Origin of the sequence: Candidatus Viridilinea mediisalina (genome assembly GCF_002532535.1) — a bacterium.
Taxonomy (GTDB): Bacteria; Chloroflexota; Chloroflexia; order Chloroflexales; family Chloroflexaceae; genus Viridilinea; species Viridilinea mediisalina.
The window spans coordinates 1-19,779 of record NZ_NQWI01000090.1 but is presented as its reverse complement, the minus strand read 5'-3'; the positions used below and the strand labels follow the sequence as shown (position 1 = coordinate 19,779).

The window sequence follows — 19,779 nt, the reverse complement described above, 5'->3', positions numbered from 1 at the left end:
CGGCTATCGGCTATCGGCTATCGGCTATCGGCTATCGGCTATCGGCTATCGGCTATCGGCTATCGGCTATCGGCTATGGTATTACTCTGCAAGCTTATGCTGGCCCAAGGGCAGCGTAAAGACAAAACGTGCCCCCTTGCCCAGTTGGCTCTCGACCCAAATACGCCCGCCGTGAGCCTCAATGATGGCGCGGGTAAGGAATAGCCCCAAACCACTGCCCTGAGTCTCACGGCGCAAACGGTTATCTACGCGGTAGAAGCGGCGAAAGATGGCCTCATGCTCTTCATTGGCAATCCCAATGCCCTGGTCGCTCACATAGCAGACCGCATAGCCCGCTTCGGGCCAGCCACCGATGCGAATCATGCCGCCCTCAGGGCTATATTTGATCGCATTCGAGACCAAGTTGGTGATGACTTGACGACAACGCTCATAGTCGCCGCGCACGGGCGGCAGATCATCAGGGAAGCGTAATTCAACCTGATAGTGGGCTGTAAGCATTGGGGCCAAGCTGCGCACCACATCGGCGACGAGCGGCGCGAGGGCAACATCGGCCACATCGAGACGGATGCCGCCCGCAGTCAGCCGCGAAACATCAAGCAGGTCTTGGATCAAGCGCGCCAGCCGGTCGGCCTCCTCCTCGATCAGATGCAGGCCCTCGCGGTACTGTTCAGCACTAAAGGTTGCATCCTCACGTTGCAGCGTACCGGCAAAGCCCTTAATGATACTGACGGGCGTCTTTAACTCGTGCGAAATGACCGAAATGAAGGTGTTTTGCAGCTCCTCTTCCTGCTTTTGCAGCGTAATATCGCGCACATTCGCAATCGCACCCAGGAACTGCCCCTGGGGCCCACGTTGGGGCGCATAGCGGCTCTGCACATAGAGTTCGCGCCCATCGCGTGTCCGAATCTGGCCTTCAACAACTGGGTTATGGGTAGCGGGCATACGCTGGAGTGGGCAATCATTGAGGCAAATATTGATGCCTTGCAGGTTGTGGATGCCCAACACCTCAGCGCAGGGCCGCCCCACCGCCTCCTCACGGCTCCAGCCAGTAAGTAGTTCCATCGTGCGGTTGAAGGTCGTGATGCGCCAGCGCTGATCAATAATCATCACCCCATCGGCGGAGTGTTCAATCGTAGCATCAAGGCGTTGTTTCTCACGCAGCACCCCTTGGTAGAGGCGCGCATTAGAGACCGCAATGGCCGCTTGGTCGGCAAAATCCTCAAGCACTTGGCGATCATCAGCCGAGAAGGCAACATTGAGGGCCGCACGGAAGACATAGATCAAACCCACGGGCGTAGTGCGCAACGTGAGCGGGAGGGCAATCATCTGGCGCAGAGGCAAGCCAATATCATCCGCCACCTCACGCAGCACCTTCTCGCCCTGTTGCGCCAGATCGCTTGGTGCAAGCCTCAGCAAGCGCACAAACGCCGGCCAATCCTGGCGAGGTACATGGGCCGAAGCACGAATACGCAACTGATCGCCACTCTCCTCATCATAGAGCGCGATCAAGCCCGACGTACCCGCCGTCATCTCAACAGCATAACTAATTACCAGCGACAGCACACTCACCAGATCGAGTTGGGCCGTCATAGCCCGACTAATCTGCAGCAGATACTCGCGCTGGCGCAACCGATGGTCATTGAAGATATGCATGGGGAGAAAATAGGAAAGAGGGCAAAACTGGGTAAGCCACGTATTACAGAGATTGTACCACTCCCCAAGTACAAAAATGTCAAATATTATCTCGCGCACAGCGCACAGCGCAACGAGGGGCAAGGAGAAGAGCGTCATCGTGTGGTATGGCCTATTGTAGCAACAGGATGCGTGGTGGACATGGTTACGACAAGCTGTCGCAGGAACCTGTAGGCCATAAGGTCGGGCCGACTCGACAGGCAAGAAGGGGCGTGTTATGATGATAAGTGCTTACACTTCAACGGTAAGTAGAGGGCCTAATGCGCTACATGTGACATCAGTGGCGGCAAGGAGTGGACGTGATGCAACTCGATCTCTCCAGTAAACGGGCCAAAAAGCTTATCCACGAACATGGATTGAGCGAAGAAGAGATCAAGCAGATTGTCGCGTCAGCACGCATCAATCTAGCCACCTTCGATCCAGAGTACCGTACCAATGTCACACAGATCGCCGAACTCCTCCAAAAAAGTCGTCCAACCATCTACGGATGGGCTGATCGCGCCCTTGCAGCGACGATTCACTCGTTGCGCAATATTCGCACCGGGCGCCCCCCCAAAGAGCGCGAACGCGGAAATGGGGTGGAGGCATAAGGTGTTCGATGATTGGTCACAGAGTCGTTGTACAAGGCGTGTATAATAAGCATGCCCGCTAGACCGGGTACACCTCGGGGTCCGTAGCCTGACAGAGGAGACCTCATCGCATGAGTAGTAGCCTGAAAGCCCTCTTGGGCCGCTTCCAGGTCATTCCGAGCATAGAGCTCGCCGCAGTCGTTGCTACTGATGGTCTATTGATCGAAAGTACCGCAGAGCCCGATGTTGACGTGGATGCGATCTGCGCGGTTGCTTCCAACGGGTTGGCCATGGCCGAATCACTTGGCCGTGAGATTGATAAGGGCGGTGCCATCCAAACCATGCTTGAGTATGAAGATGGTATCGTTGTCATCGAACCGATTAGTCGTGAGGCCATGCTGCTCTTGCTGGCCAATACCCGCGACGATCTCGGTTATGTGCGTTTTCTGGTGGCGAAGCATCGAGAGGACATGCTTGATGCACTTAGCGCCATCTAAATCCCTCATGTGCTATAATCTCCGAGAGTCCGCGACCGCACGCTCTCAGACTAGCTTCAGGTAAGGTAGGCCGCGATGGATCCACAGCTGACCAGTATCATCGTTCCCACCGAAGAGCTCGGACAGATTGAGGAGTGCCTCGTGCGCTTGGTCGAGGACACTGGGAGTGACTATGCGCTGCTCCTGGATAAGAGCGGCCAAGTGATCTGTTCCAAAGGCGATGGTGATCGCCAGGATATCACAGCACTCGGCGCATTGATCGCTGGTGTCTTCGCTTCATCGCGTGAGGTGGCTAAGTTACTGCGCGAACGTGATTTCCGCGCCTCATTCCAACAGGGTGTGCGCGAGAATATCTTCATCGCCCTGATTGAAGAACAGTGGATTCTCTGCATTATCTTCAATAAGGGTACCCATATCGGTCTGGTGAAGGTGTTGACTAAAAAGGCGACCGATGAACTGGCTTCGGTGCTTGAGCGGGTACGGCAACAGCACAAGGCCCGTGATGAGGTTCTTGGCTCGTCGTTCCGCACGTCGATGGAAGATACCATCGATCTGCTCTTCCGCGACTAGCTGCGGGCCGGGTGCGCCTGCCGCCAATCCATATCCTGGAGGGCGCTGCCTGCGTCCCCAACGCCCCCCTACACAGGCATGCGAGAGAACTTATGGCGCTGATTAATGTTGCGGCCCGTGAGATCCACTGCAAGATCGTCTACTATGGCCCTGGTATGTGTGGCAAGACGACTAATTTGCAGTATATCCACAGTCAAGTGCCCAAAGATGTCAAGGGTGACCTACTCTCCATCGCGACGGAGACGGAACGAACCCTCTTCTTCGACTTCTTACCCCTTGACCTCGGTAAGGTGCGTGGCTTTCAGACTCGCTTCCACCTCTATACTGTCCCTGGTCAAGTCCTCTATGAACGTACTCGTGTTGCAGTCCTCAATGGCTCAGATGGTGTTGTCTTTGTTGCCGATTCCAACAAGAATAAGATGCAAGAAAACGTCAATAGTCTGAAAGAATTGGCACAAAATGTCACTCGTCAAAATAAGAAGTTTGCCGAGTTCCCGATTGTCATCCAGTACAATAAGCGCGATCTGCCGCGCGAGGTACTCGCCTCGGTGCAGACAATGGATCACTTCCTCGGTGTCACCAAGATGAATTGGCCCCGCGTTGAAGCAGTGGCCACCACTGGTACGGGGGTCTTTGAAACACTACGTGCAATTAGCCGGGCCGTGATCAGCAAGCTGTAGGCAAGCTCTCCGCGCGTCCATTAGGGTGAAGCCATGGCCCTTGCAGGCGATCTGAGCGAGTTTCCGCTCACTGATATCATTCAACTTGTCCAATTGAGTAAGCAGACTGGTGGGGTGCAAATCCAGGGTCAGCGCGTCGGGCAGTCGATTGATGGCTGGCTCTTCTTCCGTGATGGTAAGATTATTGGCGCTACGAGTCCTGGCATGCCCCCCCTTGATGCGGTCTATACCTTCTTTACCCTTACCTCTGGCCCCTTTAAGTTCCACGATGATAAGCGCATTGATACCCCTACGATCACGATTTCGAATGAAGTGATCATTATGGAGGGGATTATGCGCCAAGATGCATGGACGCGCATCCAAGAACATATCCCCTCCATGAATCTTGTGCCACGCCTCGTGCTTAATCCTACCACTGGCTCGGCTGAGATTAACCTTGAACCTGAAGAGTGGCGCATCCTTACGATGGTCAATGGGAAGAATAGTATCTCCCAAATTGCTCAACGCAGTGGCCTCGGTGAGTTTCGTGCGTGCGAAATTATGGCCCAACTGCTGCAAAATGGCCTCGTTGAGGTGCGTGAACCAAGCCCCGGTGAGACGCTTGCCCCTGAGTTTGAACGGATTGCCTCCGGTTTCCTTGGTGCCGGTGCCTCCGCTCTGCTCGAAGAAGCCTATCGCCTCGCTGGTGTCCCCGACCCCAGCCGCGCTACTGGCGCTGAGTTGATGGCTGTGGTTGACCATTTTGAGCGCGGGGTTACCCGGATGCTCGATCCCGCTCGCGCTCGTGAGGCTGCCGCTAAACTGCGCTCCCGTGCCCAGGAATTGCTGAACTGAGTTGCCCCCCTGTTGGCATACAAGGTTTAGCTATGGTAAAATTGCACTGGCTGCGACCCCGCCCGTCGCTTGGGTGGGGTCACTTTTTTTGAGCCTGTTCTCCCGTTCCTCTGTTCTCCCGTTCCTCTGTTCTCCTGTTCCTCTGTTCTCCTGTTCCTCTGTTCTCCTGTTCCTCTGTTCTTCATCTTCCTCCGGGGGGTTATGTGCGTGCTTTGATTAGTGTCTCTGATAAGACTGGTGTGGCCGATTTTGCCCGCGAGCTTCATGCCCTGGGCTGTGAGTTGGTCTCCACTGGTAATACCCAACGTATCTTGGTGGAAGCTGGGCTGCCCGCTCGGGCGGTAAGTGAGTTGACCGGCTTTCCCGAAATTCTTGATGGTCGGGTCAAAACATTGCATCCCGGGGTTCACGCGGGCCTGCTGGCCCGCCGCGATCTGCCGGCCCATATGGAACAGTTGACCGCCCATAATCTTGCGCCGATTGACTTCCTTGTGGTTAATCTCTACCCCTTCCAGCAAACGGTCGCTCGTGCGGAGGTAACACTCGCTGAGGCGATTGAGCAGATTGATATTGGTGGGGTGGCGCTGCTGCGGGCCGCTGCGAAGAATTTTGCCCACGTTGTGGTGCTTGTAGACCCCCACGATTATGCTGAGGTGCTTGCCGGTCTGCGTGCTGGCCAGATCGCCCCTGAGTTGCGCCAGCGCCTCGCTGCGAAGGTCTTTGCCCATACCGCTGCCTATGATGCCGCTATTGCTGGCTACCTCGCCAACGAAACGCTGCCGCCAACACTCACGCTGGCTTGGGGCCAAGCCCAAACACTGCGCTATGGCGAGAACCCGCATCAAGCGGCGGCGCTCTATGGTTCCTTCCATGAATGCTTCCGCCAACTCCACGGGCGTGAACTCTCCTACAATAATATTCTCGATACCGGCGCAGCCGCTGAGTTGATCGAGGAATTTCCCGCTGATGCTGGCCCCGCCCTGGCGATTGTGAAGCATACCAACCCTTGTGGGGTCGCTACGGGCACGACCCTGCTTGAGGCTTGGGAGGCCGCCTTTGCCACCGACCGCGAAGCGCCCTTCGGTGGTATCATTGCGGTCAATCAAACGCTTGATCTGCCGCTGGCCCAAGCAATTGCCGAGATCTTTACCGAGATCATTATTGCCCCTGAGTTTAGCCCTGAGGCGCTGGCTCTTTTGCAAAAGAAGAAGAACCTGCGCCTTCTGCAAGCCCTGCGTCCGGTGAGTCGCCCCAATGAACTGCTGCTCCGCAGTGTCCCCGGTGGCGTGCTGGCCCAAGTGGCCGATCGTGCGCCCCTTGCGGACGAAGAGTCCCGCGTGGTGACCAAACGTGCCCCCAACGACCAGGAGTGGCAGGCGTTGCGCTTCGCCTGGCGCGTTGTGAAGCACGTAAAATCCAATGCCATCGTCTATGCCGCTGCCGACCGCACCCTGGGCATTGGGGCCGGCCAGATGAGCCGGGTGGATAGTTCGCGCCTTGCGGTCTGGAAGGCCCAGCATGCGAACCTAAACCTGCAAGGTAGTGTTATCGCTAGTGATGCGCTCTTCCCCTTTGCCGATGGGGTCGAAACCGCTATCGCCGCAGGCGCTACCGCGATCATTCAGCCCGGTGGCTCCGTGCGCGACGCGGAGGTCATTGCTGCGGCTGATGCCGCAGGTGCGGCGATGGTCTTTACCGGACGGCGGCATTTTCGACATTGAGGTAGGGGAGAGTTTTTGAAGAGGTACAGAGGAATTTACCACAGAGACACAGAGAACACAGAGCGGTTTGTTGCATGGCAATCACTGTGTTGGTACTCCCTCCGTCTAAAAACCCTCAAAACCTCTGTGTCCTCGGTGCCTCTGTGGTGAAATTCTCTATCCCTCTTCCCGTTGATAGGGATACGGCCTTCTCTCCTCCTCGCCTCCACACAAAACCCCATGCTAACCTTTGACACAAACAACCTCATCCCCGCGATTGTGCAGCACGCCCGCACGGGCGAGGTGCTGATGTTGGGCTATATGAACGAGACGGCGCTGAAGCAGACCTGTGAGAGCGGGTTGGTGACCTTTTGGAGCCGTTCGCGTCAGGAGTTGTGGACGAAGGGGGCAACCAGTGGCCATGTGCTACGCCTCGTGACCCTGCGTCAAGACTGCGACGGCGATGCGCTGCTGGTGTTGGCTGAACCTGAGGGGCCAACTTGCCATACTGGGGCGCGTAGTTGCTTCTACCGCGATCTTGAGGGTGGCCCTGCTACGAGTGCGGCCCCGCCTGCCGCAATTTTGGGGCGCTTGGCCGATCTGATCCAGGCCCGGCGTGCCACCTCCTCTGATGAGCAATCTTATACTGCCCGCCTATTGAATGGCGGCGTGGATCGTATCGGTAAAAAGATCGGCGAAGAGGCCGCCGAAGTGATTATAGCGGCTAAGAATGGCTCACATACCGAATTGAGCTATGAATTGGCCGACCTTGTTTACCATAGCCTGGTGCTACTGGAAAGCCAAAACCTCCCTGTTGAGGCCGTTTGGCGAGAGCTTGAGCGTCGCTTTCAGCCATGAACGCCGAGGCGCGACTCGTCACTGCGTCTGTGCCTAAGCCTATGAACCATTACGCTGGGCGTGCCCTCGTGATCGATGATGATGCGGTTCTGCGTGATCTCTGCGCGATGATTTTGCGGGGAGCAGGCTTTCGAGTTGAAACGCTCCCTAGTGCCCTCGCAGCCCTAGAATTATTAGAACAACGCACGTTCGATCTGATAACCCTTGATCTCTTTATGCCAGGGCTGGATGGTCTCTCGCTGCTGGAGCAACTCCGAGCCCGTGGCGATCTGACACCGATCCTGTTGGTGAGCGGCAAGGTCACGGTTGAAGATGCCGCTCGCGCCATGCGCTTGGGGGTACGTGGCTTGTTGGTCAAGCCTTTTGCACCTGAAGCGTTGCATGCCATTGCGCTAGAGATCGTTGGCGAACGGCGCAAGGCCCGTTCCCACGACCGGGCTGCTGCCTTGCGCCCCGCCTTGCGTGTGGGTGAACGCTTGCTTGGTGAACTTGATCTGCCCCGTTTGCAGGATCAGATCATTGCGACTGTGCGTGCTGAGTTGGATGCCGACCGCGCTTCGCTCATGCTGATCGAAGAGAATGGCGATTGGCTCCGTATCGAGGCTTGTTCGGGCCTGCCTGAGCATGTGCGGGTTGGTCATCGTACCCTCGTGCACGACAGTCTTGCGGGACGGGTGGCGCTCCGTCGTCAGCCCGTGCGGGTCATGGCCGATGGCCAAGTCACGCCGCCGGCAGGCAATGTGCGGGGCGAACTCTTTGAGGACGAGATCGTTTCGGCCCTCTCGGTACCCGTGTTGGCTGGCGAGCGCGTGCTAGGGGTACTCAATGCGGCCAAGATACGTAATAGCCCACCCTTTAGCGAAGCCGACCAGGAGTTGTTGCTGCTCTTGGCGGCCCAAGCGGCCATAGCTATCGAAAATGCGCGTCTCTATAGCGCAGTTGCCCAGTCTGAAGCGCGCTACCGGGCGCTGCTGCACCACGCCAATGATGCAGTCCTGCTGCTTGATGCAGCAGGCCAATCCATCCTTGATGTCAATTTGGCACTCACCCAACTCAGCGGCTATAGTGTCGAGGAGTTGTTGGAGCTTGATCCGCGCCAGTTGCTGCCAGCAGTAGAGGCCTTATGGGCCGCTGCCGAGCGCAATGGTCGTGAGAGCAGCGAGATCGAGACCGAACTGTTGGCGCGCCATGAACACGCCGTACCCATTGCGGCAAGCGTCAGCAAAGTGCCCTACGCGGGCGAGCAACTGCTACTCGTGATTGCGCGTGACATGAGCGAGCGGCAACGCATTGCCAAACAGTTGGTACAGGCCGAAAAACTGGCTGCCCTAGGCCGCCTCTCGGCCTCATTGGCCCACGAAATCAACAACCCCCTACAAGCGATCCACAACTCAGTCCACCTGCTGTTAAGCCGCTCGCTACCCGAAGAGAAGCAGCGTACCTACCTCGAAATGACCCAAGAGGAGATCGAGTGGCTGATCAGTATTGTGCAGCGCATGCTCGATTTCTACCGCCCCTCGCGGGAGGGCATGCGACCCATTGAGGTGAACGAACTGCTGGACGCGGTGCTACCGTTGATCGAGAGCCAAGCCCTCGAACAGGGCGTCCGCATCGTGCGCGAAAGCTCGCCCCGCCTGCCCCGGGTGTTGGCAATCAGCAACCATGTCAAGCAGGTCTGCTTCAACCTCGTCTTCAACGCGGTTGAAGCCATGCCCGAAGGAGGCGATCTGCGCGTCCGCACCTACCTCGCCAACGAAGACCTCCCCGACCCCGAGGAGGCCAATTATGTTGCGGTCGTGGGCGGACGCGGCACAACCCCACTCGAACTACCCGCAGTGGTGATCGAAGTGAGCGACACTGGGGTTGGTATTCCGCCCCAAGATCTCTCTAAAATCTTTGAACCCTTCTACACCACCCGTACCAAAGGCACCGGCCTCGGCCTCGCCGTCAGCTACAGCATCATCGAGCAGCACCACGGCGAACTCGCAGTCCGTTCGCAGCTCGGAGTAGGCACCACATTCCGCATTAGGTTGCCAGTAGCGATGTAGGGAGAGCGCAGAGGTTCAAAAGAGGTACAGAGAACTTTACCACAGAGGCACAGAGAGCGCAGAGGTTCAAAAGAGGTACAGAGAATTTTACCACAGAGGCACAGAGAGCGCAGAGGTTTGTTAGCGCGAAGAAGCCTTGGGCTCGTGGGATGCGTCGCGTTGGTTGAGCCTGTCGAAGCCAGCGCGACGTTGGCTTCGACAGGCTCAGCCAACGTCGCGGCCCAGAACTTTTTCGCGCTAACAGAGGTTTTTGTTTGAGGCTGTCTGAAAAGTCTATGGGTTGGCTGTTGGAGTGCCGGCTTTAGCCGGCTAAAGCCGGCACTCCAGCGTGTGCCATCCTGATTTTCAGACAGCTTCTTAGCGCTTGACTACAACAAACCCTCGACCGGCTTAATCGTGACCTGACCAGCAACAAGATCAAGGCTGGCGATGAAGTCGCGCACCATCGGCACAAGGGCATCGGATTGGTCGGGGCGGGCAATGATCAGCACATCGCCAGAGCCGGTGGTGAGGACATCACGCACGTTGCCAATGAGTGTGCCGGTGGTGGTAAAGGCTTTGATGCCAATGAGTTGGTGAATGAAGTATTCATCCTCAGCGAGGGGGGCTGCATCGGCCTCACGGATATAGATCTCGGCCCCACGGAGCGCATCGGCAGCTTCGCGGTCGTTGACGCCCTGGAGCGTCATGATCAGAATGCCGGGCTTGTGTTCGTGGAGGCGGGCGAGTTGGTAGGGCTGCGGCTGGCCTTTTTGCTGGAGGTAGAGCGTGCGAACATGGCGGGCAATATGGTCGGGGCGGTCGGTAAAGCCCTTCACCTTGAGTTGCCCTTGCACGCCGAAGGGGGCGGCCACAAAGCCAATGAGGAGCAGATCGTCCATACATCAAGCTAAGGGGATGCGGGGGAACCAAGTTCCCCCGCATCCCCTTCCGTGAAAGAAACGTTAGCGCGAAAAAGTTCTGGGCCGCGCCGCTTGGCTTCGACAGGCTCAGCCAGCGGCGCGGTAGCTGCCAACCCAAGGCTTCTTCGCGCTAACAAAGAAATACTCTCGGGTTACGTCGTCACTCAATATCAACGTGGACGCGCTTATTCTGGCGTGCTGCTGCGACACCCATGAGGTCGCGGATGGATTTAGCGACCCGCCCGTTGCGCCCAATGACCTTGCCCGTCTCGTTAGGAGCAACCGAGAGTTCGTAGGTCACGGTAAAGCGTCCGGTGCGTTCTTTGACCTGCACGGCAGCGTGGTTATCTACCAGGTTGAGGGCGATATATTCGAGCAGAGCTTTCATAGGCGTGCTACGCTTCGACGCTAGGGCTAATTTCTTCCTCAGCAGGAAGCAATTTACCCTCGACATCAAGGATGTTGACCTTCTTGAGCAGGGCGGTCACCGTATCGGTCGGCTGGGCACCCACACCGATCCAGTAGCGGGCGCGGTCGGCCTTAACCTCTAGCACTTTGGGTTGGCGAATGGGGTTATAGTGGCCAATAATCTCGATGAACCGACCATCACGCGGCGAACGCGCATCAGCGACGACAAGGCGATAGCTGGGCTGCTTAGTCTTGCCGGTGCGGCGCAGACGGATCTTAACCATAGGTATACTATTCCTCTTAGACAGCAACATGACAACAGGGGCCGCTTACGGCCCACTAGCGTGCGATTATACCACACATTGCGTGGGGGCTATTTAAGCATCCGCATAATATCTTGGGGGTCAAAGCCGCCCTTCCCGCCCTTGCCGCGCCGTCCGCCTTTGCCACCGCCCTTCCCGCCAGCCATCTGCTTCATCATGCGCTGCATCTGCTGGAACTGTTTGATCAGTTGGGCGACATCCTGTTCAGAGTTCCCGCTACCACGAGCGATTCGGGCGCGGCGGCTCGTCTTAATGATCTCAGGGTGGCGGCGTTCTTGGAGGGTCATCGAGGAGATCATGGCTTCAACGCGGCGTAGTTGGCGTTCGTCAATCAACTCCTCTTGGCGGGCCAGTTGGCCCAAGCCGGGAATCATCTTGAGGATCTCCTGGAGGGGGCCGAGCTTACGCATCTGGCGCATCGAGTCGAGGAAATCCTCGAAGTCAAACTTACCCTTACGCAGCTTCTTCTCCATGGCCTTAGCTTGGTCGGCATCATAGAGTTGTTCCGCCTTCTCGATGAGCGAGAGGACATCGCCCATGCCCAAGATGCGCGAGGCGAGGCGGTCGGGGTAGAAGGGTTCGAGCGTATTGGTGTCAATCTTTTCGCCAGTGGAGAGGAACTTGATCGGGACGCCGGTCACCGCACGCACAGAGAGCGCGGCACCACCACGGGCATCGCCGTCCATCTTGGACATCACCAAGCCGGTGAGGTTAATGCGCTGATTGAAGGTATCGGCGACACGCACCGCCTCTTGGCCGGTCATCGCATCAACAACGAGCAGGCGTTCGGCAGGCTGGACACGGGCCTCGATCTGTTCAAGCTCCTCCATGAGGCGCTCATCGATCTGGAGGCGGCCAGCGGTATCAACAATCACCACATTGACCATCTCGCGCTTCGCGTGTTCGATGGCGTTGGCGGCAATATCGGGGGGGCTCGCGTCGGTACCCTCGCTATAGACCGGCACATTGATCTGGCGGCCCAGCGTTTGCAACTGCGTAATCGCAGCGGGGCGATAGACGTCACAAGCAGCCAGCATAATCTTGCGGCCCTTTTTGCGGAGATGCAGGGCCAACTTCGCTGCCAGAGTAGTCTTACCTGTCCCTTGCAGGCCAACGAGCATAATCACCGTAGGGCCGGGACGCACCTCTTGAAGCGGGGCATTATCAACCCCCAGCAGATTAATCAGCTCTTGGTGAACAATTTTCACCACCTGCTGATCGGGGGTGAGGCTCTTCGTGACCTCTTCGCCGATAGCTTGTTCGGTAACGGTAGTGACAAAATCCTTCACTACCTTATAATTAACATCAGCCTCAAGCAGGGCGAGGCGTACCGTCTTCATGGCCTCACGGACGTCACTCTCATCGAGGCGGCCCTTGGCCCCAAGCTTTTGGAACGCCGCCTGGAGGCGGTCGGAGAGACTTTCAAACATTGGCGCTCGCCTAGCGTAATGAAGAATAGGAGAACAGAGGAACAGAGAAACAGAGCGTTTCACTGTTGGCTTCATTGTAGCGTTGAAGTGGGGGAGCGTCAACCTTTCAGATAGAGAGTTTTTGGAGCAACAGGCTCAAAAATGCTGACAAGCAGAGGTACAGAGTATTGCACCACAGAGGCACCGAGAACACAGAGATGATGAGGTGCAGACAAGCACGGTTGTTGAGTTTCCAACCCCAAAACCTCTGTGTTCTCTGTGCCTCTGTGGTGAAAATCTCCGTATCTCTATTACGAGGCTACAAGTTGGCGCAGGTGCTGGTTGCGGCTGAGGCGTCCGAGGACGTTGCGCTTGACATTGTAGACATCGTTGACGCTCTGGAAGAGTTCGCTGCGTTTGGCATAAATGGCGCGGGGGGTGAGGCCGAGGATGAAGGAGCAATAGACGACGACCCGTTCAACTTCGCTATGCAGTTGCTCATCAATGAAGTTCCAGAACTCTTGGCGATCCACCCGGCTCACCGCCTCTTCATCGGGGGAGGTTTGGGGGCCGTGGAGCGGACTAATCAATTCTTCGGGCAGCATCTCGGACCAAGACTGGGCGCGTACGCTATCAATCACCACACTGGTGGCACAGAGTTGGAGATATTGGAGTAATGAAGCTAAATTGGGAAAGGAGGTAAAGCGTTCAGGCCCAATGGCGCGCCAGAACTTGGTAAAAGCACCGACAACGAAATACTCGCTACTCTCGCCGCTGCTATTGAACGCGCCACTGCGGCGGATCCAACCTTCCACGAGGCTGCTATAGTGCAGATAGAGCTGTTCCCATGCCAGTTCATCGCGTTCAACCAAGGCACGGCGAAAGAGCTCGTAGCTATAGGCTGTCTCGTGGGGTTGACCGCGATAGAAGCGTTCACTCTCGGTAGCACAATGGCAGACTAAGCTATCGAGATCCATGAGCGCCAAGGTTTGGGGATCGATCTGGTGGAGCGGGCGTCCACGCACAGGGACACCAGGCGCATTGCGGGATGTGGTTTTAATTGGTTGTGTGATCATGGCCTCCTCAACTCTCACGCTGCGCGTGAAGCTACTGTGCTTCAGGCGGCGGGCTTATCTCGGTTGGGAGACGCCTCAACGTCACCCTCTCTAGGGATGATTGTAGAGGGTTGCGTGGATACTGAGAAGATCGTGCGATGATCAAACGATGACAATTGTACCTGACGTAGATGCAGATTAGCAGTATTATTAGCATGAGGCTTGTTGCCGCATGCCTAGCAAGCATATGTAGTATGAGCGTTCAAATGGTACACAATGTTGGGCCAGTTGCGAGTAGTGAGGCTACGACCTTTGCGGGCCATCAGGGGATGGCTGGGGGGGTGGCGGCGCTCTTTGAGCAGGCCAATTTGACTCAAGACTTAGAAGCGGTTGAGCGGTTGTTGTTGGAGCGAACCCGTTCGCGTGCAGAGGTGATTCGTGCGGCGAGTAGCCATACGATCCGTTCGGGGGGTAAACGGTTACGCGCCGCCTTGGCTCTCTTGGCGGCACGCTTAGGTCATTATAGGCTAGAGCGGGTCATTCACGCGGCTGCGGCGGTCGAACTGATCCAGGCGGCTTCGTTGGTTCACGACGATCTCGTGGATCAGGCGGTGCGGCGGCGTGGGCGGGTGACGGTGCATGCCCGTTGGGATAACGATGTTGCGTTGATGGTTGGCGACTACTTTTTTGCTTTGGCCGCTGATGAGATGGCCCGTAGCCCTGATCCGCGTATTATTACCTTCTATGCCCAAGCGGTACGCACGGTGGTAGAGGGTGAATTGAGTCCGGTGACGATGTTGGAGCCAACGAAGCAGGCGTTGGAGCAATACTACTACAAGACTGGCGCAAAGACGGCGGCACTCTTTGAGGCGGCATGCAAAGCTGGCATGGCGGCTGGTGGTGGTAACGATGCCCAGATCGCGGCCTTGGGGCGCTATGGCTTTGATCTCGGTATGGCCTTCCAGATTATTGACGATATGCTCGATTTTACGGGAGATGAAGCGACACTCGGTAAGCCAGCGGGCAATGATCTGCGCCAGGGTACGATTACGCTGCCGCTGATTCTGGCCATGGAACGCGCCCCGAGCGCCCCATTGCGGGCCATTATTGAGCATGGTACGCCAAATGATAGCCAAGTGCAGGCCGTGATTCAAGAGGTGATTGCGGCAGGTGGGGTTCTTGCGGCGAGTGCCGAGGCGCAGCGCTTCATTGGCGAGGCAATTGGTCACCTGAAACCCTTCCCCCCCTCGCCTGCATTGAGCGCCTTGGTGCGTTTAGCCAACTTTGTGGTTGAACGGGATGCGTAGCGGGCGAGGAGAGGAACAGAGCAGAGAATAGAAGAGAGGAACAGAGTTTCACCACAGAGGCACAGAGAACACAGAGGTTTTATACCAATATACCCTTGAACATGCCGCATTATCAAGAACGCAAAAGCCCATTGAGATGCCATGTTCGGCAATCTACAATCTGCAATCTACAATCTGCAATCTACAATCTGCAATCTACAATCGCAAATGGTATTACACCCGTTTGAGCGCTTCACGCACTCCGTCTTGCAAGCTCCCACGGATGGTTAGCATGCTCAGGTCTACCCCAAGGGTAACCATGGTCTCGGCGACATCGGGGCGAATACCTGTAAGGATCATGCGGGTGCCAAGCAGACGCACAGCGCGGGCGCATTGCAGGAGCAGGTTGGCTACTTGGGTGTCTACAATTGGCACACCAGTAATGTCGAGGATCACGAGCGAGGTACGTTGCGCTTCGATAGCCTTCAGCAGATGTTCAACGACACGACGGGCGCGTTGGCTATCGAGGGCACCAATCAGCGGCATCAATAGTGCCGTGGGACTAATGCGGAGCAGAGGGGTCGAGAGTTCGCTCAGAAGCCCGGCCTGGGCCCTAATCATCGCCTCCTGCTCCACATTGGTACGACTCAGTTCCTCCATTTTTCGCAACTCGGTCACATCGGTGCGAATCCCCACCACGCCACCTGAGCGGGTGGGGCGGTCAATTGCCCGCACCCAGCGGTCGCCATCAAGCCGATGGATCTGATTGCCATCGCCGCGAAAGTGGGCCATGCGGGTAGCTACGAAGGTCTCAACATCTTCGCCATTACTGAGGGTAAACTGGCCCCGTTCAATCCCGATGTAGAGAATATCGCGAATATTGCGCCCGGGCGTCATGATGTCAGCGCAGAGCGGATAGATCGCGTGGTACTGCTTGTTGCAGAAGACGAGGCAATCGTTCTCGTCGTAGAGCGCAAAGCCCTCGGAGATTCCTTCAATTGCCTCACGCATCTGGAGCATCAGATCGGTGGCATTTGCCTCCGCATTGCGCCACTGCGAAATCTCTTGCAGTTGCCAGATAAACTCACCGTGGGGGGTTGCAGCAAGTGTTGCAGCGGCCCAGCGGTTAGGCACCCCGTACAAAGCAACATCAAAGCGCACACGCTCAAGCTGCCCGGCAAGCAGGGCATCCAACTCGGCGGAGACATCAAGCCACGCTTCAAGCTCCCAGGCAAAGAGCGCTCCAGCCGCCTCACTGAGGGTTTGGCCCTGGCCTTTCGGCCTACCAAAGAGGTCAGACCAAGCAGAATTGACCATATGCACTTGGCCGGTGGGCAACACAAGGGCACAGGGGTTGGGCAGGAGCATGATAACGTCAGCTATATGGACAACAGTGTCGGGCGCGGCTGCATTGCCGACCGAGTCGGACATTGTTCATTCTCCTTGAACAGATTGGTTGGTTGATGAGAGGTTCCTCATTTTACCATATTTATACTAGTCAAGTGGCGTGGGGTGTGGTATAACTATTGCAAATGTTTTGCAATATATTTGCAAACCCTAAGGCTAGAGGGTCGGGCAATAAAGCTGTGCGACACCAATGCACAAGGGCAAGCAGCCAAAGATTGGGCAAAACTGATGCTTGACAAATCCTGTGCAAACTATAGAATATGAAGCAGCGATAGTTGAAGCTCAGGATATATCGAATGCTAACTAGTTAACTGAACGTAATAGCAGCATCTTCCCCCAAGCGGCGCTGCCGTTCGTGCAACGCCCAACCCGCAAATCGAGGAGAATAAGCCGTGAGAGCCTTCCATGCGACCAGCGAAAACGACACGATGGTGATGCCGCACCGCTTTGACGCTGATCAAGAGTCCGAGAGCGACTGGGAGGCCGATCTGGCCGAACTAGAGGTGGATGCACCGGATGCAGACGAAGCCGAGCGTGGCGAGGGGGAGTCGGTAGAGGACTCGGTGCAGCTCTATTTGCAAGAAATCGGCCAAGTAGCTCTGCTCACGGCTGAAGAGGAGCGCAACCTAGCCATTACGATTACGCATGGCAAAGCGGCGCGTCAGCGTCTGAACGATGAGGACTACTATTCGGGGCGTGAGCGGCTGCTGCTTGAGCAGCAGGTGTTCCGTGGTGAGGAAGCCCGCCGCCAGTTGATCCAGGCAAACCTGCGCTTGGTGGTCAGTGTGGCGAAGAAATATATTAACAGCCCGATGGCCTTTATGGATCTTGTGCAAGAGGGCAACATCGGGTTGATGCGCGCCGTCGAGAAGTTTGACTACACCAAAGGCAACCGTTTCAGCACCTATGCGACCTGGTGGATTCGTCAGGCGGTCACCCGTTCGATTGCCGAGCAGAGCCGGCTCATCCGTCTGCCAGTACACCTCAGTGAGTCGCTTGTGCAGCTACGCCGCTCGATCTACAAGCTCGAGCAGGAGCTTGAGCGTGAGCCGACCGCCGAGGAGTTGGCGCACACGATGGGCATGAGCCTACGCAAAGTCAAGCGTCTGCTGCAAGCCTCAAGCCAGCCGGTTTCACTCGAGCAGCCCTTGAACAACGAGAGTGAAGGGCGCGTAGGCGAGATGTTGGCCGACGAGAGCCTTGAGACGCCGATAGAGATTGCAGCGGCGAACATGCTCCACCAAGAGTTGAAGGCGGCGCTCAACGACCTGCCCGAGCGCGAGCGCAAGATTTTGCAGATGCGCTACGGCCTGCTCGACGGGCAGCGGCGTACCCTGGAAGAGGTGGGGGTAGCCTTTGGGATCACGCGCGAGCGTACACGCCAGATTGAGTCGGAGGCGTTACGGCGCTTGCGCCACCCCAGTGTGGGCCTGAGTTTGCAGGGCTACTTGGAGTAGCGCAACGTCAAGATTACATCATGCGGGGCTGCGGGAATGGCATTGCCATTCCCGTAGCTCTTTTTGTTTCCCTTACCCCAATTACCCTTGAACATGCCGCTGTGCAGCCCATCTGCTTTTGACAGCCTTTGAGCTTGTGTGTTACTTTTGAAATTCCGTTACTGTACCGTAGGTAGGAGGTCTGAGTGAAGCAGAAACGCCGCTTGATCTGGTTGCCGCTACTGGTCATTTTGGCGATCATTGTGGCAGCATGTAGTTCGCCCCCGCCCGCACAGGTTGAGCCTGAGCCTGTTGCTGAAGCACCTGATCCACCCGCTGAGCCAAGTGCTGAAGAGCCTACTGCAGCACCTGAACCTGTAGCCCGTGGCCGTGGTGCGGGCGATCTGCTGCGGATTCTCTACTGGCAGGCACCGACGATCCTAAATGCTCACCTGGGTGTGGGCACCAAGGATTTTGATGCTTCGCGTTTGATCCTTGAGCCGCTGGCTTCGGTTGATGCCAATGGTGAGTTGGTGCCGCTGTTGGTTGAGGAGATTCCAACGCTTGAGAATGGTGGCATTGCGGAAGACCTTACCTCGATTACCTGGAAGCTCCGCCAGGATGTGAAGTGGTCCGATGGGACTGATTTCACCGCTGCTGATGTGGTCTTTACCTATGAGTATTGCGCCGATATTGAAACCGCTTGTACCACGAGCGCCTATATCCAGGGTATTGACACGGTGGAAGCCCTTGATGACTATACCGTAAAGATTACGTGGGTTGCGCCAACGTTTGAACAGTATAAGAGCTTTACCAGTACCAATGGACGTATCATCCAGAAGGCGCAGTTTGCGAACTGTATTGGTGCCGCCGCGTCAACCGAGGCTGAATGTCAGGCAGCCAATCTGGCGCCGATTGGCACAGGCCCCTACAAACTCGTTGATTTCAGGGTTGGCGATGTGGTTATTTATGAGATCAATGAATACTTCCGCGAACCCGATAAGCCCTTCTTTCAGCGCGTGGAGCTCAAGGGTGGTGGCGATGCCCCCTCGGCGGCTCGTGCGGTCTTCCAGACTGGCGACGTAGACTGGGCCTGGAACCTTCAGGTTGAAGCCTCAATCCTGCAGCAGATGGTCAACCAGGGTGGCCAGGGTGTCTTGGTAACCTACAACACCGCGAATGTCGAGCGCCTCGTCTTAAACTTCACCAACACCGATCCGGCTCTGGGTGATGAGCGGGGCCAGTTGAGCCAGCCCCATCCCTTCCTGACCGATCTGAATGTGCGGCGGGCGCTGGCCCTGGCGATTGATCGCCAGATGATCTCTGAGCAACTCTATGGCCCTACCGGCTTCCCCACCTGCACGCTGCTCTGGTATTATCCCTTCGCTACGAGCATTGAGGATTTCTTCGATGATTGCGCCCAAGACATTGATGAGGCCAATCGTCTGCTCGATGAGGCCGGTTGGGAACGTGGTGCCGATGGGGTGCGCGTCAAGGATGGCGTGCGCCTGAGCCTGCTCTTCCAGACTAGTGTCAATACGCTGCGCCAAAAGACCCAAGAACTCATCAAGGCCGATTGGGAAGCGATTGGCGTCGAGACGGAGCTGAAGAGCGTTGATGCCAGTGTCTTCTTTGGGAGCGATGTGGGCAACCCCGACAATATTAGCAAGTTCTTCGCCGATGTGCAGATGTACACCACTGGCGCCCCCGAACCCGATCCGGAAAGCCACATCTGCCAATGGGTCTCGACGCGAGCCGCGCAGCGCGAGAATTATTGGCGTGGTCAGAACAACATGCGCTGGCAGAACGCCGAGTATGATGCCCTCTGTGAACAACTTAATGCATCAATCAATCCTGAAGAACGCTTCGATCTAATCATGCAACTTGATGCGGTGTTACGACGTGAATTGCCCCAAATTCCCCTCGTTGGCCGCCCCCGTGCCTCTGGTGCTAGTAATGACCTGAAAGGCTATGCACCATCAGGTTGGGAATCGGAGCTTTGGGATGTGATGAATTGGTATAAGTAGAAGAACAGAAGAACAGAAGAACAGAAGAACAGAAGAACAGAAGAACAGAAGAACAGAAGAACAGAAGAACAGAAGAAC

The 19,779-nt window shown here is 56.5% G+C and carries 18 protein-coding genes; 11 read left to right on the top strand and 7 right to left on the bottom strand.

From position 1 onward, the window contains the following. Positions 1-81: 81 nt before the first annotated feature. Positions 82-1,653 (bottom strand): ATP-binding protein, encoded by a 1,572-nt coding sequence (locus tag CJ255_RS15985; RefSeq protein ID WP_097645098.1) that lies wholly within the window; start codon positions 1,651-1,653, stop codon positions 82-84. Positions 1,654-1,994: 341 nt separating this feature from the next. On the opposite strand from CJ255_RS15985, the gene CJ255_RS15980 reads away from it, so the two are divergent. From CJ255_RS15980 to CJ255_RS15945, 8 genes are all read left to right on the top strand, one after another. Continuing rightward, positions 1,995-2,282 (top strand): hypothetical protein, encoded by a 288-nt coding sequence (locus tag CJ255_RS15980; protein WP_097645095.1) that lies wholly within the window; start codon positions 1,995-1,997, stop codon positions 2,280-2,282. Positions 2,283-2,392: 110 nt separating this feature from the next. Beyond that, positions 2,393-2,758, top strand: coding sequence for a roadblock/LC7 domain-containing protein (locus CJ255_RS15975; protein ID WP_097645094.1), 366 nt, complete (start codon positions 2,393-2,395; stop codon positions 2,756-2,758). Positions 2,759-2,833: 75 nt separating this feature from the next. Continuing rightward, entirely contained in the window at positions 2,834-3,328 is a 495-nt protein-coding gene (locus tag CJ255_RS15970) for a roadblock/LC7 domain-containing protein (RefSeq protein ID WP_097645093.1), read from the top strand. A 92-nt stretch (positions 3,329-3,420) separates the two neighbouring features. Next, on the top strand, positions 3,421-4,008 hold the full coding sequence (locus tag CJ255_RS15965; RefSeq protein ID WP_097645092.1) for a GTP-binding protein: 588 nt from the start codon (positions 3,421-3,423) through the stop codon (positions 4,006-4,008). A 33-nt stretch (positions 4,009-4,041) separates the two neighbouring features. Then, positions 4,042-4,842: a DUF4388 domain-containing protein gene (locus CJ255_RS15960; protein ID WP_097645091.1), complete on the top strand. Its 801-nt coding sequence runs from the start codon at positions 4,042-4,044 to the stop codon at positions 4,840-4,842. A 203-nt stretch (positions 4,843-5,045) separates the two neighbouring features. Continuing rightward, a complete protein-coding gene (gene purH / locus CJ255_RS15955) occupies positions 5,046-6,563 on the top strand; it encodes a bifunctional phosphoribosylaminoimidazolecarboxamide formyltransferase/IMP cyclohydrolase (RefSeq protein ID WP_097645090.1) in 1,518 nt (505 codons plus the stop codon). A 219-nt stretch (positions 6,564-6,782) separates the two neighbouring features. Beyond that, positions 6,783-7,400 (top strand): bifunctional phosphoribosyl-AMP cyclohydrolase/phosphoribosyl-ATP diphosphatase HisIE, encoded by a 618-nt coding sequence (hisIE, locus tag CJ255_RS15950; protein ID WP_097645089.1) that lies wholly within the window; start codon positions 6,783-6,785, stop codon positions 7,398-7,400. A gap of 41 nt (positions 7,401-7,441) precedes the next feature. Then, positions 7,442-9,448: a response regulator gene (locus CJ255_RS15945; RefSeq protein WP_097645088.1), complete on the top strand. Its 2,007-nt coding sequence runs from the start codon at positions 7,442-7,444 to the stop codon at positions 9,446-9,448. Between the two features lie 368 nt (positions 9,449-9,816). On the opposite strand, the gene rimM is transcribed toward CJ255_RS15945, so the two are convergent. The 5 genes from rimM to CJ255_RS15920 all read right to left on the bottom strand — a co-directional run bounded on the left by rimM (position 9,817) and on the right by CJ255_RS15920 (position 13,566). Continuing rightward, a complete protein-coding gene (gene rimM, locus CJ255_RS15940; RefSeq protein ID WP_097645087.1) occupies positions 9,817-10,329 on the bottom strand; it encodes a ribosome maturation factor RimM in 513 nt (170 codons plus the stop codon). A 181-nt stretch (positions 10,330-10,510) separates the two neighbouring features. Beyond that, entirely contained in the window at positions 10,511-10,738 is a 228-nt protein-coding gene (locus CJ255_RS15935) for a KH domain-containing protein (protein ID WP_097645086.1), read from the bottom strand. A gap of 7 nt (positions 10,739-10,745) precedes the next feature. Continuing rightward, positions 10,746-11,042 (bottom strand): 30S ribosomal protein S16, encoded by a 297-nt coding sequence (gene rpsP / locus CJ255_RS15930; RefSeq protein ID WP_097645085.1) that lies wholly within the window; start codon positions 11,040-11,042, stop codon positions 10,746-10,748. Between the two features lie 89 nt (positions 11,043-11,131). Then, positions 11,132-12,511 carry a signal recognition particle protein gene (gene ffh / locus CJ255_RS15925; protein ID WP_097645084.1) on the bottom strand — a complete coding sequence of 460 codons (1,380 nt, stop codon included), beginning with the start codon at positions 12,509-12,511 and terminating at the stop codon, positions 11,132-11,134. Between the two features lie 290 nt (positions 12,512-12,801). Further along, positions 12,802-13,566 carry an RNA polymerase sigma factor gene (locus CJ255_RS15920; protein WP_097645083.1) on the bottom strand — a complete coding sequence of 255 codons (765 nt, stop codon included), beginning with the start codon at positions 13,564-13,566 and terminating at the stop codon, positions 12,802-12,804. Positions 13,567-13,799: 233 nt separating this feature from the next. On the opposite strand from CJ255_RS15920, the gene CJ255_RS15915 reads away from it, so the two are divergent. Then, positions 13,800-14,852 (top strand): polyprenyl synthetase family protein, encoded by a 1,053-nt coding sequence (locus CJ255_RS15915; protein WP_097645082.1) that lies wholly within the window; start codon positions 13,800-13,802, stop codon positions 14,850-14,852. A 213-nt stretch (positions 14,853-15,065) separates the two neighbouring features. Here the strand turns inward: CJ255_RS15915 and CJ255_RS15910 are convergent, their stop codons facing one another. Then, entirely contained in the window at positions 15,066-16,262 is a 1,197-nt protein-coding gene (locus tag CJ255_RS15910) for a PAS-domain containing protein (RefSeq protein ID WP_097645081.1), read from the bottom strand. Positions 16,263-16,672: 410 nt separating this feature from the next. On the opposite strand from CJ255_RS15910, the gene CJ255_RS15905 reads away from it, so the two are divergent. Together CJ255_RS15905 and CJ255_RS15900 are read left to right on the top strand one after the other, a co-directional pair. Beyond that, positions 16,673-17,695, top strand: coding sequence for a sigma-70 family RNA polymerase sigma factor (locus CJ255_RS15905; protein ID WP_439100155.1), 1,023 nt, complete (start codon positions 16,673-16,675; stop codon positions 17,693-17,695). Positions 17,696-17,880: 185 nt separating this feature from the next. Next, positions 17,881-19,701 carry an ABC transporter substrate-binding protein gene (locus CJ255_RS15900; protein WP_217352464.1) on the top strand — a complete coding sequence of 607 codons (1,821 nt, stop codon included), beginning with the start codon at positions 17,881-17,883 and terminating at the stop codon, positions 19,699-19,701. The last annotated feature ends 78 nt before the right edge of the window (positions 19,702-19,779 follow it).

Bases quoted from the DNA above. Each gene is read 5' to 3' on its own strand.
- CJ255_RS15945 (WP_097645088.1), top strand. From the start codon at position 7,442: ATGAACCATTACGCTGGGCGTGCCCTCGTGATCGATGATGATGCGGTT.
- rpsP (WP_097645085.1), bottom strand. From the start codon at position 11,042: ATGGTTAAGATCCGTCTGCGCCGCACCGGCAAGACTAAGCAGCCCAGC.
- CJ255_RS15980 (WP_097645095.1), top strand. From the start codon at position 1,995: ATGCAACTCGATCTCTCCAGTAAACGGGCCAAAAAGCTTATCCACGAA.
- CJ255_RS15920 (WP_097645083.1), bottom strand. From the start codon at position 13,566: ATGATCACACAACCAATTAAAACCACATCCCGCAATGCGCCTGGTGTC.
- CJ255_RS15935 (WP_097645086.1), bottom strand. From the start codon at position 10,738: ATGAAAGCTCTGCTCGAATATATCGCCCTCAACCTGGTAGATAACCAC.
- CJ255_RS15970 (WP_097645093.1), top strand. From the start codon at position 2,834: ATGGATCCACAGCTGACCAGTATCATCGTTCCCACCGAAGAGCTCGGA.
- ffh (WP_097645084.1), bottom strand. From the start codon at position 12,511: ATGTTTGAAAGTCTCTCCGACCGCCTCCAGGCGGCGTTCCAAAAGCTT.
- CJ255_RS15965 (WP_097645092.1), top strand. From the start codon at position 3,421: ATGGCGCTGATTAATGTTGCGGCCCGTGAGATCCACTGCAAGATCGTC.
- CJ255_RS15960 (WP_097645091.1), top strand. From the start codon at position 4,042: ATGGCCCTTGCAGGCGATCTGAGCGAGTTTCCGCTCACTGATATCATT.
- CJ255_RS15910 (WP_097645081.1), bottom strand. From the start codon at position 16,262: ATGTCCGACTCGGTCGGCAATGCAGCCGCGCCCGACACTGTTGTCCAT.
- rimM (WP_097645087.1), bottom strand. From the start codon at position 10,329: ATGGACGATCTGCTCCTCATTGGCTTTGTGGCCGCCCCCTTCGGCGTG.
- CJ255_RS15985 (WP_097645098.1), bottom strand. From the start codon at position 1,653: ATGCATATCTTCAATGACCATCGGTTGCGCCAGCGCGAGTATCTGCTG.
- CJ255_RS15915 (WP_097645082.1), top strand. From the start codon at position 13,800: ATGAGCGTTCAAATGGTACACAATGTTGGGCCAGTTGCGAGTAGTGAG.
- CJ255_RS15975 (WP_097645094.1), top strand. From the start codon at position 2,393: ATGAGTAGTAGCCTGAAAGCCCTCTTGGGCCGCTTCCAGGTCATTCCG.
- CJ255_RS15905 (WP_439100155.1), top strand. From the start codon at position 16,673: ATGCCGCACCGCTTTGACGCTGATCAAGAGTCCGAGAGCGACTGGGAG.
- hisIE (WP_097645089.1), top strand. From the start codon at position 6,783: ATGCTAACCTTTGACACAAACAACCTCATCCCCGCGATTGTGCAGCAC.